This is a genomic window from Pseudonocardia autotrophica (assembly GCF_003945385.1).
Classification (GTDB): Bacteria; Actinomycetota; Actinomycetes; order Mycobacteriales; family Pseudonocardiaceae; genus Pseudonocardia; species Pseudonocardia autotrophica.
The window spans coordinates 98816-111406 of the sequence record NZ_AP018921.1 but is presented as its reverse complement, the minus strand read 5'-3'; the positions used below and the strand labels follow the sequence as shown (position 1 = coordinate 111406).

Annotated in this window: 11 protein-coding genes; 4 read left to right on the top strand and 7 right to left on the bottom strand. The window is 69.8% G+C overall.

Annotated features, from left to right (window positions below; genetic code table 11):
• Nucleotides 1-33: 33 nt before the first annotated feature.
• The 6 genes from Pdca_RS34285 to Pdca_RS34255 form a co-directional block, all read right to left on the bottom strand.
• Nucleotides 34-1062 carry a hypothetical protein gene (locus tag Pdca_RS34285; RefSeq protein ID WP_085916408.1) on the bottom strand — a complete coding sequence of 343 codons (1029 nt, stop codon included), beginning with the start codon at nt 1060-1062 and terminating at the stop codon, nt 34-36.
• Complete coding sequence (locus tag Pdca_RS34280) at nt 1062-1844, bottom strand: trypsin-like serine peptidase (protein ID WP_125911721.1); 783 nt, start codon at nt 1842-1844, stop codon at nt 1062-1064. The genes Pdca_RS34285 and Pdca_RS34280 overlap by 1 nt, the downstream gene beginning before the upstream one ends.
• Before the next feature lie 176 nt (nt 1845-2020).
• Entirely contained in the window at nt 2021-4405 is a 2385-nt protein-coding gene (locus tag Pdca_RS37700) for a transglycosylase family protein (RefSeq protein ID WP_269462877.1), read from the bottom strand.
• 90 nt (nt 4406-4495) lie between these two features.
• Nucleotides 4496-5767: a glycoside hydrolase family 16 protein gene (locus Pdca_RS34265; RefSeq protein WP_125911720.1), complete on the bottom strand. Its 1272-nt coding sequence runs from the start codon at nt 5765-5767 to the stop codon at nt 4496-4498.
• Nucleotides 5767-6816, bottom strand: a complete 1050-nt coding sequence (locus tag Pdca_RS34260; RefSeq protein WP_085916412.1) for a MinD/ParA family ATP-binding protein — start codon at nt 6814-6816, stop codon at nt 5767-5769. The genes Pdca_RS34265 and Pdca_RS34260 overlap by 1 nt, the downstream gene beginning before the upstream one ends.
• A 253-nt stretch (nt 6817-7069) precedes the next feature.
• On the bottom strand, nt 7070-7540 hold the full coding sequence (locus tag Pdca_RS34255) for a hypothetical protein (RefSeq protein WP_085916413.1): 471 nt from the start codon (nt 7538-7540) through the stop codon (nt 7070-7072).
• A 780-nt stretch (nt 7541-8320) separates the two neighbouring features.
• Between Pdca_RS34255 and Pdca_RS34250 the strand changes: the two genes are divergently transcribed.
• Nucleotides 8321-8866: a helix-turn-helix domain-containing protein gene (locus tag Pdca_RS34250; protein WP_125911719.1), complete on the top strand. Its 546-nt coding sequence runs from the start codon at nt 8321-8323 to the stop codon at nt 8864-8866.
• On the opposite strand, the gene Pdca_RS34245 is transcribed toward Pdca_RS34250, so the two are convergent.
• Complete coding sequence (locus Pdca_RS34245) at nt 8863-9453, bottom strand: hypothetical protein (protein WP_125911718.1); 591 nt, start codon at nt 9451-9453, stop codon at nt 8863-8865. The two genes, Pdca_RS34250 and Pdca_RS34245, sit on opposite strands and share 4 nt — an antisense overlap.
• A gap of 193 nt (nt 9454-9646) precedes the next feature.
• Here Pdca_RS34245 and Pdca_RS34240 point away from each other — a divergent pair, with 193 nt between their 5' ends.
• The 3 genes from Pdca_RS34240 to Pdca_RS34225 all read left to right on the top strand — a co-directional run bounded on the left by Pdca_RS34240 (nt 9647) and on the right by Pdca_RS34225 (nt 12575).
• The gene (locus Pdca_RS34240; protein WP_085916416.1) at nt 9647-10084 is read left to right on the top strand and encodes a hypothetical protein; all 438 of its coding nucleotides are present in this window, start codon (nt 9647-9649) and stop codon (nt 10082-10084) included.
• A gap of 496 nt (nt 10085-10580) precedes the next feature.
• Nucleotides 10581-10892: a hypothetical protein gene (locus Pdca_RS34235; RefSeq protein WP_125911717.1), complete on the top strand. Its 312-nt coding sequence runs from the start codon at nt 10581-10583 to the stop codon at nt 10890-10892.
• 549 nt (nt 10893-11441) lie between these two features.
• The gene (locus Pdca_RS34225) at nt 11442-12575 is read left to right on the top strand and encodes a hypothetical protein (RefSeq protein WP_085916418.1); all 1134 of its coding nucleotides are present in this window, start codon (nt 11442-11444) and stop codon (nt 12573-12575) included.
• Nucleotides 12576-12591 lie beyond the last annotated feature (16 nt).

Sequence of the window (12591 nt, the reverse complement as noted above, 5' to 3'; positions counted from 1 at the left end):
CGGGCGAGTGGGGTTCGGCAGGTGACGGGGTGGTCAGCGACGTCGTGGGGACGTGACCAGGCCCCATGAGGCGAGCAGCGGCCGCAGCGCGTCGACGGCGCGGTCGGGGCTGGGATCGTCGGTGACTCCGGCGATCTCCCAGCTGCGTTCGTGGGGGACGAACAACGCCTCATCGATCAGCGCGGCGACCCGCGGTCCGGCGGCGCCGGCGACGCCGGCGGGCCACTTGCGGGCTCCGTTGATCACCAGCTGATAGACCGGGGTCGCCACCCCGCGCTGCACCCACGGCTCCAGGCGGGCCAGGAGCTGCTCGGCCTGACGCAGCGACGGCCGGGTCGCGCGCACGACCAGGATCGGGCGCTGGGACGGCAGCCCCCGGCGCAGCCAGCCCCCGGCCCCGTAGACGGGGGTCGCGGCTGCGCGCCAGCCGCCGTGCCCGAGATCGACCACAGTGGTGTGCAGCGGGTCCGGTGCCGGATCCGGCAGCCAGTCCGGCGGGATCGGCACCATCCCCGGAGTGATCGCCGGCAGCTGGGTCTCCAGGCGCGCCACCAGCGCGTCGGCGCGCCAGCTGTAGCGGACCGACACGTGCTCGTTCACTGGCCGGAGCCAGGGGCCTTCCTGCGAAGACGCGCACGCGAGGCCGGAGCGGGCGGGGTCGTCGGCGTCGACGAGCAGCGCGCACCGCTGATCGAGCTGCAGGGCGTCGGTGATCGCCGCCGCGACACACGAGGCCCCGGCGCCGGCGGATCCGGCCAGAACCGGGACCAGCGCCCCGAACGCGGCCCAGGACACCGGGCGGGTGTCGGGAAACTCGGTGCGGGCCCGGCCCTGGGCGGCCTCGGTGGCTGCACCGAGCTCGGCGGCGGTGTCGGCCGGCTCCGGGCCGGGACCGCCCGCGGCCGCGGCCGCGGAGGTGGCATTGACGATGGCCTCGTTGTCGACCGGGCCCAGATGAGGAGCGCGCAGGCGCGCCGCGGAACCGAGCCGGTGGTTGAGCTCGAACGGCGTGCGCGGCCTATGGAGCGGCCCGGCACGGTCCTGCTGTTCGGCGGTAGTCATCAGTTTCTGCCTCCTCGTGGGGCGATCTGGGCAGACTTCGGATCGGCCGGGGCCGGAGCGGGTGGGCTGGAGATCTGCGAGGCCGAGTCGGCGGCGTCATAGACACCGCGCGCCATTGGCCCGAACCGGGGTGAGACCAGGGCGGTGTCGTCGCCACCGGAGACCACCCCGACGACCTGACCGCGGCCCGAAGCGGCATCCGGGCCGGCCAGCCACGGCCCGCCGGAGGCGCCCTCGGTCATGTCGCAGTCCAGAGCGAGGACCTCGCCCGGGGCCGGGGCGGTGGCGCGCGCGAACGGCTCGACCGCGGCCTGCCCGGTGCAGCCGCGCAGCGACTGCCCGTCGTAAGAGCCGAGCGAGGGGTAGCCGAGTGTGGCGACCTGCACGGTGTCGGGCGTCGACCAGCGGATGCCCTGGGCGCCGAGGGTCTGCTCGGGCAGCACCCCGTCCCGGGGCAGCAGGGACACGAACGCGAAGTCGGTGGCGGCGGCGACGTCCTCGATCGGGCTGTTGGCGTCCTGCCAGGCCGGGGGCACGTAGGCGGTGTCCACGGCCCAGCGGCCGTGCGGCTCCTCGCCCGCGGCGTATCCGGGGATGAAAGTCGCACCGTCGATGCGCCAGCCGCCGTCGAGCCACACACAGTGCGCCGCAGTAGCGAGCAGACGTCGGGACTTGGATGCGACGACGGTGGCCGAGCACTGGTGGCGGCCGCCGTCGACGACCAGGACCCCGACCGAGGATGCGGAGAGGCCGCCGACGATCGGTCCGGCCTGCCCGCGCACCGGGGGCGACTCCTGGAGTGGGGACCTCGGGTCGGCCGACCCCCACGGCATGACCGACCCGAGCCCCACCACCCGACCCCCTTGCGGGGCGCCGGAGGACCACAGCACGGCAGCCAGGGCCACGGACACGACCGCGGCCACTGACACCGTGCTCCACCTGCGGATAGTCATGGCGGCTACTGCAGCCCGACCTTGCGGGAACACGAGGGCCAGGCGTTCCATCCCTGCTCGGCCTGCACCTTCTCCGCGACCGCGATCTGCTCCTCGCGGCTGGCCTGGTGGGCGTCACCCTGGCCGCCGAAGGCCTGCCAGGCGGCGGGCGAGAACTGCAGCCCACCCTGGTAGCCGTTGCCGGTGTTGGTCGTCCAGTCGCCACCGGACTCGCACTCGGCGAGCTTGTCCCACGTGGCGGTGTCGGTCCCGCCGGTAGGTGCGACCGCCGGACCGCCTTGGGTGCCCTCGGGATCACGCGGCTGCTCTCCCTCATCATCGCCTCCCGCGGGCGCCGGTGAGTCCTGAGCCTCGGGCTGCTCACCACCACCGCCCTGGCCCGACGACTGCTCGTCATCGGTTCCGGAGCTGCCCTGGCCGGCGTCGGTGCTGCCCGAGTCCGGCTGCCCACCTGTGCTGTCCGAGTCGCCGGCTGTGCTGGAGTTGTCGGTCGACTCCGAGCTGTCGGGATCGGCCGAGCTGTCGGTGGTGTCAGAGCTGTCGGTGGTGCTGGAGTTGCTGGTACTGGGGGAGTCCTGCTGGTCACCGGTGCTGCCGAGGTCGGCGTCGTTGAGTTTCTCGAGCAGCTGCTCTGCGACCGGGTCCGTGTCGGCGGCCTCTTCGGCCTGTTCGGTCAGCTTTTGGACTGTGGAGTCGATGTTGGCCGCGGGCTGCGCGGCATCCGACGAGGAACCTGCACCGCCGCTGGCCTGCTCGGCGCCCGAGCCCGTACCGCCCGAACTGGAACCAGTGCCCGATCTGTCCGTGCCCGATCTGTCCGTGCCCGATCTGTCGGAGCCACCGCTGGTGTCACCACCACCGCGGCTGATCGGGCTACCGGGCTCGAAACCCGCCGAGTCCGAGCCGGTGCTCGACGTGCTGGTGTCGGAGGAACCACCGGAGCTGGGCTGTTCGGCCGAGGTCGAGTCGTCGGAGCCCGAGGAGCCCGACTCCGAGGTGTCGCTGCCGGAGGAGCTGCTGTCGCTGCTCGACGACGAGCTGCGGTCAGATGTGTCGGTGCTGGAGCTACCGGTGTCGGTGGAGCGGAGTTCGTCGAGCTTGGTCAGGTCGGCGGAGTCGGCGCCGAGTTTCTCCAGCTGCTCGCGGTCGAGCACCTGCAGCACCGAGCTCTTCAGATCACCCGCGCCGGCGTCGGGGCTGGCGCCGAGGGCCTGCATCAGCTCGCCGACCATCTCGATCGCTGCCTGCGCTTTCTCCAGATCCTCGTCCGACCCGCTGCCTGGGCCGCCCGAGCTCGACGACTCATCCGAGCCCGTCCCGGCATCAGCCGAGCCCGAACTGGAGCTGCTGTTATCGGAACTGTCTTCGGACGGGCGGCTGCCGGACGAGCCTGGCTCTTCGCCGCTGGTACCACCGGACGATTCGGTGGTGTCGCCGCTGCCTGTCCCGGTGCCGTCGCTGTCCTCGGACGGGCTCGATCCGGAGTCGGTGGGCTCATCTGTCTCATCCGAGGGCGGCTCGCCGCTGGTCGAGTCCTCCGGCTGCTCGGCAGCCTCGGGCTCGTCGGGCTCGTCGCTGTCCTGCGCCGGTGCCGCTGGTGCCGCAGGCGCTGCGGGAGCTGCGGCCGGAGCCGGGGCAGGCCGGCGCGGTGCCGGAGACGCGGCCGGGCTCTGCGCAGCGGGTGCTGCGGTGGCCTCGGCCTGGTCCATGCACGTCGTCGGCAGGGCGGGTTCGGCTTGACGTTTCGGGTTCGACGCGGCCGGACGCCCGGACGACGAACTGTCCGCCGAGGGTGGCGGTGCGGCGGCGTCGGCGACCGCATCCCCCGCGGACTCCACCGCACCCACCGCCGTGTCCGCGGCGCCGCCGAGGGACTGCCCGATCCCCCCGAGCGGGCCTGGATCGGCCGGTGGGGGTTCTTTGGGGAGCAGGTCGGCCGGGGTCGGGCCGAGCCCGGCCTTGGCCAGGCGCGCGGCGACTGCCCGGATCTGCGGGTCGGTGCTGGCGAGCTGGTTGAGCTGATCGGAGGTGTCGACGGCCTTCTGCCGCCATCCGGCGGGTTGAGTGGCGGGGGTGAATCCGAGTCCGGCGATCTCGCGAGCCAGGGCTTGTGCGCCGGGGTCGGTGGAGACGGTGAGGTCGGTGAGCAGGGCGCGGGTCTGGGTGCGGGTCTCGCGGGCCGCGGCGAGCTGCCGGACGGCCTTGCCCTGGTTGCAGGATTCGGCGACCAGTCCGAGCTGCGCCGGGAGCGGGGACAGGGTGAACGCCGTTCCGCCGAGCAGGGCGCCCGCGGTCAGGACCGCGACCGCGGAGCGGCGGGCGACCGGGCCGCGTGAGGACTGCGGGACGTGGTCGGCCCAGGCGGGGCGGGGTTTGCGCGGGAATCGCATGGTCAGGTCCTTCGTCGTGTGATCGGGGGCTGTCGCACGAGCCGGTCGCAGCGACCGGACACCGGGAGAGGAAGGGGGCGTGAACGCGGCTCACTCATCCGAGCCGCCACCGTCATCGCCGCCGCTGTTCTGACTGCGGCCGTCCTGGCCGCCACCGGAAGCGCCGGATTCGGAGCTGCTGGAGTCCGATCCGGACTCCCCAGAGCCGCCGGTCGAGACGTCGGCCCCGGCGTCGACGCCGTCCTGCCCGGCCGAGACGTCCGCGCCGGCGCCCACTCCACCGCTGGTCTCGCCGCCCTCGGCGTCGTACTGGCGGACCCAGTCGACGTGCATCTCCGCGCCTCCGGCGAGGTCACCGCCGAAGTTGTCGAGCTGGATGGTCAGGTGCATCGGCCCGGGCGGGTTGTGCGAGGGATCGGTGTCTTCGAACCACGGCTCGCCGTTGACCAGGTAGGTGACCTTCTCCGGGGTCCACTCCACGGCGAAGGCGTTCCACTCGGTGGCATCGACCTGGGTGGTGCCCTCGGTCTGGGAGTTGTCCGCGCCGTAGTGCAGGAACCCGCCGACCTCCTGACGGGAGGGGTCGGAGATCTCCATGAAGTCGACCTCGCCACCCTCGGGCCAGTCCTCAGCGGTCGGCCACAGCAGAAACAACGTGTGCAGGTCCGCCGCGCCGGGTGGGGACTGGGCACAGCCCTCCCAGCGGCCGAACTGCTGGGAGTTGGCCGACCAGGCCATGCCGCCGGCGTCGCCGTTCTCCGAGCCGGTGATGGTCAGGATCCCGTCGGTGACGCTGATCGCGTCCGGGGTGCGGACGCCGTTGCCGGCGTGGCCGGGGCCGTCGTACATGTTCCAGTCCCCGGACACCTCGGTGCCCTCGAAGTCGTCCTCGACCTTCGGCGATCCCCAACCGAGCTTGTCCGCCGCGGTGGTCGTGCATTTGCTCCCGGACCCGCCTGCGCCCGAACCTGCACCGGTCCCAGCACCGCCACCGGAGTCGTTGCCGGATCCGGACCCGCCGCCGTTGCCGGGTCCGGAGCCCGTGCCGGACCCGGAGTCGTTACCTGAGCGCGAGCCCGAGCCGGTGTCGCTGCCGGATCCGCTGTCACCGGTGCTCGCACCGCCGCTGTAGCACTCGTCGGGAACGAACCCGGGCTGGTCGGCGCCGATGTCGATCAGGTCCTGGCGCAGCTTCTCCGCCTCAGGAGACGTGTCACCGGACAGCTCGGCGAGCACGTGCACCACGGTGATCCGGAAACCGCAGTCGACCTCGTCCTGCGGCGCGGCGGCAGGGCTCAGCCCGGACGCGGCCAGCGAGGTCGTCAGCGCCAACGCGGCACCGACCAGCAGGTTCGAACTCATCAGCCGCGGAACCCGTGCGCAGCCAACCCCATGGTCCGCCGACCCTGAAAACCGTCGGCCACGGTCGCGGCCAGGTTCAGCGCGGCATCACGCGCCGCCGGGGACAGCGCGTCGAGATCGACGATCCCGCCGGTGGACAGATGCGGGTCGGCGGGCAGCTCGACCACCGCACGGCAGCGGGCGCGGAAGTGCTCGCGGATGACCGACTCGTCGACATAGGGCGAGGACCGGTCACACGAGAGCACAACGACGGCGTCCTGGGCGAGCTGGCGGTAGGGAAATCGGCCGTGCTCGTCTTCGTGGGTGGCCAGCCACTGCAGGGTGCGCGAGGCGCGCGAGGCGCCGTCCTGGGTGGGGGCGCCGACGATGACCAGGGAGTCGGCGTGGCGCAGGCTGCCCTGCATCGCCGAATGCACGACACCAGTCCCGCTGTCAGTTAGCAATGCTTCGTAGTAGCGGCTCAGGGTGCGCAGGACGGCTTCGTAGTCGTCTGCGGAGAACATCTCCGACAGCTCGGGTTCCTGCTCGCTGGTAAGGACCTGCAGGCGTCCGGCGAGGTGGGTGTAGCCCGAGAGCTGGGTCGACGAGCGGATCTGGTCGAGGTTGTCGAGCAGGTCGCGCACGGTGGTCTTCGAGGCCTGCTGTTCGCCGACCAGCCGGTCGCCGAGGGTCCCGGCATCGGGGTTGGCATCCATAGCGATTACGCGGTCGCCGCGGTACTCGGCCAGCGCCAGACCGAGCAGGGCGGTGACGGTGGTCTTGCCGACGCCGCCCTTGATGCTGGACACGACCACGCTGTGCGGGCCGGGCAGCGGGGTGCGGATCTTGCCCAGCTGCTCGCGCAGCCGCTCCTCGGCATCGGAGAGCCCGGGGTTCCAGCGGCCGCCGGACAGGGCGTAGACCGCGGCCCGCCAGCCCTGCTTCGGCGGCGACTTGCGGACTCGCACGGCGTTGGAGAACACCGCGCTGCTCTCGTCGTCCCACGGCGGCCTGGACTCCTGCGGCGCCGCGGCCGCCGGTTCGGTGACCGGCGCGGTGGTGGGCTGCACGGCCGGAGTCGGGGGAGCTGTGGTGCTCGGCGTAGGCGAGGGCCCGCGGGGGGCCGGATCCGGTGCTGCCGCCGGCGCGGGTCCGGTGGAGTGCTGCTCGACCGGCGCGCGGCTCGGGCCGACGGATTCGCCATGGCCGGATGAGGGGATAGGGCCGGCGGCCCAGGCGGTGCTGGTGTCGGTGAGCCAGGACGGCTTCGACTCGTCGGGCCTGACGTGATTGGTCGACATGAGCGGCTTCCTCTGGTGGGGGTCAGGAGGACTGGTCGGAGACCAGGTGCGGGTCGACGACCAGGCGGCCGTCGTCGGGGTCTCGGGTGATCGGCACGGTCATGCGCAGCCAGTTCGCCTCGACGGCGACCCAGCCGGGGTCGGACTCGGACGGCGCACAGGACGGCCCGACAGCCCCGGCCGGCTCGCTCTCGGCCGCCCCGCGGGGTTCCGGCGGCTCGGGCGGCGGGCAGGCGCGCGCGTAGGTCGTCGCGCGGACGACGACCTCGACGAACACGACCGTTTCGCTGGACCGGTAGATCCGGCCCGGCAACGGTGAGTCGGCTCGCTGCCTGCCCGCGCCCGACCATCCCCAGGTGCAGGCCTGGGGATCGGCGAGCAGGGATCGCAGTACCTCTGCCCGACGGGTGGGGTTGTCCTCGTCGAAAGACTGGAAGTCGGCGGCGAAGCGGCCGGCGAACGCCGCTGCCTCGTGGTCGGAGATCGGCTCCAACGAGCGGACCGAGCGCGTGAAGGTCTGCTCAAGGGGCCCGTACCGGGCCAGCGCCGTTCGTGGGGGACCGGAGCGGCGATCAGCACCTGACTGGTGATCGGCTCGGGGTTGCTGCGGTAGCTCAGCGTCCAGCCGGATCTGAGGAGCGGCTAGGACAGGGGCGGCCTCCGACGCCGGGGGCTCTGCGGGGGTGGCCGGCGGGGTGGAACGACGCCGCCCGGCCTGGTCGCCGACTTCGTCGCGGGTCGAGACGCTCGAGCTCGCAGGTCCGGCATCGATGTTGCGCGGGGAGCTCGACGCCGCGGGGGGCTCGTCGGCTGCGATCGAGGCGACGACGGTCGTCGTTGGGAAGGCGGTGCCACGACGCGGAGGGCAGGTTGCCGGGGTCGAGGGAGCGCGGTCGACATCGGCACGGGTGGCTCGGGGCCGGACCGCCGAGTCCAGGGGGGCAGCGGGCACCTCGGTGCTCGTCGACGTCGGGCCCTGCTCCAGCCCGGGGGCCGTGCGCCAGCGGGGCGCCTGTCTCGTCTTGGCCTTGGGCATTGCTACCGGCCCGCCCCTCGATCGAGGGCGGTCTGCGGTGCAGCCGTCATCCGGTTGCGCACCGCATCCTCCCTTCTCGTAGTAGTGCTAGCGCCGCAACTGCACTCCTAGTAGGAGTGAACAAACGCAACTATCCTGTCGTGATTTTCTGGTGTCAATGAGCTCTGACCAGGTCGAGCGCCGTCACATCGGTGTCGCGGTCCGGGGCTGGCGCGGTGGCGGGAGGGGGAGGGCGGTATGAACCGCGACCTCGACTTTCTCCTACTGGTTGCCCCCGCTACCGTCGCCCCGTTGCGTCAGCAGGAGAGCGACCGTCGCGGTCGTCGTCGGTCTGGGAGGAGGAGGCGCGTGCCGGGATCCAGTGGTGTCACGCGGACGCTCGGGGATCGGCTCAATCGCCTCGTCGCGACCGTGCATCCCCCGGAGCGAGGCCCCTACACCGACGAGGAGGTCGTCGGCGGGATCCGCGCGGTCGGTGGGCCGAGCCTGTCGGCGCAGTACTTCAACCACCTCCGGCACGGACGGCGGGACAATCCGACCAAAGCCGCGCTGGAGGGGATCGCGCGTTTCTTCCGGGTGCCGGTCGGCTACCTGTTCGCCGACGAGTTCAGCGAGACCGACGACGCCGACCGCCACATCCTGACCGTGGTCCGACGGGCGAACCTCGAAGACCTCGTCGAGCTGCTCGGTGAGCTGCCTGAGGAGACCAAGGACTCGGTCGGGCGCATCGTGGAGGACCTGCACAGGATGCACAGCTCGGGACATCGGCCTCGCCGGGGCTAGGACGTATCCGAGCGCACCTGCGCCTCCAGGGTCAGATGGATGGCCAGAGTGGAGCGACACAGCCGAGCCACGGTCGCCAGGTAGTCGCCGACCGCGCCACTGACCTCGTCCTGATCCGGGATCCGCTCGGGGGCCTGGTGCTGGCGGAGCACGGCCATGGCCTCGATCGCCGCCGTCGCGACGGCGGCGAGATCAGAGTCGAGCGCGGTCAACAGCGACGCCGTCGGGGAGGCGAGCAGGGCGGTGACCTGCTCGTGGGTCTGGGCGAGCTCGGCGTTATGGCGGATCTGCTCGCGATGGATCAGCAGGCGCACTGGATCGACCGCCGCCTTCTCCGTTGCGTCCCGGCCGGCCGGCCGTCGCACGGGCTCACCCATGTCCACCTCCCCTGTGGCAGATCCCTGCCCCGCCTGGGCCGGTTCGGGCACGTCGGCGCGCTCAGGCTGCGCGCGCAGACCAGGGAGCTGCTCGATCAGCGCCGTCATCTCGCCTTGTCGCCGCTGGCCTCCCTGGCCGACGAGCCGTGCCACCGTCCGCTCCTGACTGGTCGAGTACGGCTCGGCGCCGAGCATGTGATCGGTCGTCATGCTGACTGCCACCTCACTCCGCGATCCATCTGAGCGAATCTCGCTGGGCCGGAAGGTACACATCGGTGAAGTGATCCGCCAGACTGCCTCTGACATCGAGGTAGCCACGAAGGTACCGTCGTGCTGGCTACACACTGTGAGTACGGCGACGAGGCCGGCACTAGCTGATCTGAGTAAGGGGGCGAGTCGGGGGATGACAGCATCCGACGGGGCGGAGCAGCGGTTCAATTCGCTGGCGGATCGAATCAACTACCTGTTCGCGACCGTCGTAGACGACGACGGTGACGAGTACACCGGCAAGCACGTCGTGGCGACCATGCGCGAGCAAGGCACCGACATCTCCGCCTCGCACTTGTCCGAGCTACGCCGCGGGATCAAGGACAACCCGACGCTGCGGGTCTTCCAGGGCCTCGCCCGGTTCTTCAAGGTCAACGTGGGCTTCTTGACCGGCGATCCGCGAGCCGAGGAGGAAGTCATCGCCGAGCTGGAACTCCGACAGGCGATGCGTGACGCCGAGGTCCACGACGTAGCCACGCGCGTGGCCGGACTCGCACCCTCCCAGCGGATCGCCATGAACCGCCTCCTGACCGACATGCTGCGGGAGCGCTCGGCTCCGGAGCGCGACGAGTGATGTCGACCGCCCGCCCAGCAGCTCCGGCCGGACGGAACTACCAGATTCGCTGACGCAAACAGCGGTGGGTTTGCGGGTGTATCAACTACGCTGAGGTGGACCGTCGGGGTGACGCAGCGTCAGCGCAATTGCAGGTGCGGTTGCGCAGTGACACTGAGGAAGGGGCTGCTGTGATTGTGATGTCCGACACATCCGATCTTCAGCGGGGCGACTCCCCGGTACATCCAGCGCGGTGGGCTCTGGGGGGTCGATCCACGGGCGGCGGTGGCGGAGGTCTCGCCGATCGTGAGGGTGGTGCGCCGTCGGGCGCTTCTGGCCGGGGGGCGGGTCACGAATGAATCCATCAGCGCAAGTGTCGCGCGACGAATCAGACAGCATGGCGATCCGATTACATCGGCTCTTCGCCCTGGTTCGCGTGCCGTCCGGGACTGAGCAGCCGCCCTTTTGGTGGCCTCTCGGGGACCAGCTCCGCACTGTAATGCAGAGCGGCGTAGCAATGAACGACGCTGAGCGAATCCTCTCATCTCTGCTTGAGTACACAGTCGACGCCAGCGCACTATCCATCAGTGAACTCGGCACGGTGCTGCGACACGTCGGTGGATCTGACGAGTATGTCGATCTGACGCGGCCACGCCATGAAACTGAAACACAGCTGCTCCTGGCACAACTCGACAAGATGGGTGTGTCCGCGTTTCGTATGTGTCGGGCCTACATGCGAGGATTCGACCGAGTTAAGGCCCTGGAACTGTTGGTGGATGTGACGAGCGGCGTCGCCCCTCGTGTTCAGGAAATCGACCCGAACCGGTAAGGTCACGCAAGCGACGGGGACTGCGAAGGGACGGTGGGGACCTCGATGACCGAGCGCCAGCTCCGTAGCCAGGCCAGAGGGTTGCTCCGCGACCTAGGATACCGTCGAACCCCACCCCCCGCTGAGCTATGCCGGCGGTTGTCAGAGCAGCTCGGTCACCCAATCGAGTTAGTAGGACGAAGCCTGCCGGAGATTCGCTCATTCGGCTGCGTCATCCCGTACCCCGACAGGTACCACATCACATATCTGACTGATCTTTCAGTCGAGCGGCAAAACTACACAATCTATCACGAGATTGCCCATATTGTGCTGGGCCATCTCCAGCCCGGGAAAGACGGAGCCCCCTTGATGTGCGGCTCTCTCCTGATCGGTAGCGGTGAGGGCCCGGGCGGCTCTCTCTACGATGATCGACCCGAGTGGGAAGCCGAAACACTGGGCGCAATTCTATCTAGCTGGTCCAGGCTGCCTATCCGAGCGAACTGGGGCAATCTGGGCCGTACAGGCGAGGCGCTGGGCCGCGCCTTCGGCGGACGGGGTGTGTGACTTAGAATGTCATTCTTCCTGGGTATCGCGTGCGGCGTCGTATTCGTGTGGAGACTAGTTCACGCGATCCGATCTCCCGCGTCGGCGGACCCGTGGGCTTCGGTTCTGTTCAGCGCGGGCCTCGGGCTGATGGTACTGCTGAACCGACGAGACGTCTCCGGCTGGGTCGACGCCGTGCTCGGGTCCCACTCTGCCGGCATCGTGCGGAATCTCGTCATCGTAGGGGCCTTCGCGTCGATGCAGCTATTCTACCTTCGAAATATCGCGAGGTATCGCCCGCGTCACCGTCGATACGGCGAAGTGGCGGCGCTCGCGGTCACAGTTGCTGTAATTCTTGTTGCGCCACTCTTCGTGGACCCGCCGTTCAACCTGCAGTTCACCAGTCGCGACATCCAACATCCCGCGGTGCTGGTTTTCTTTCTGACTGCAAGTGCCTATCTTGTGTACGCCTGCATCACGCAGATTGTCTGGTCCAGCCGCGATAGCGTCCCGCTGTACCGAGAGCGGGCATGGGACTTCTTGGTCGTGGCCGTGTCTCTCACCATCGGCTGCGGCATCTATCTTATGCTGTTCAGTGCTCGAATCTCGTACTATGCGCAGGTCCTGTTCGGATCATCGCCGGTCTCGATCAACATGTGGATCGGCGGTTTGGTTCTGATCCGCATCTCCGTGCTGTCGATGCTCCTGGCGGTCTTCTACCCGGCCGCTGTCGCCGATCTCCGGCGAGTCATGCACCGAGCGAGTCAGACGCACGCCTACGTCCGGCTCCGCTCGCTGGACTCGGTTATTCGCTCTGTTTATCCCGAGCTGGTTCGGCCGGCCTCGCCGGACGGCGACGGTCGAACCAGCCCAGCTGCACCGTCGTGGCTGCCGAGCTGGCCCTCTCGACTGTCCTGCGAGCTGCGCGAGCAGCGTTGCAGCGATGGGTACGCGCGGATGTACAACGTCTTCGCCGGCTACAGCAGCGACCAACGACCAGCTGTGGCGGTTGCCGTCGATGGACTTCGGCAAATGCCGGGAGATCTACCGGAACGTGCCAGCACCGGGCAGACCCGGCCTCTCATGGAAATATCGGGATGGCTGCGCAAGCATCGGGTCCCGCAGATGATGTCGAAGGCACCTAACAGTAATGTTGGCTAATTGGAGATGAGCCCTG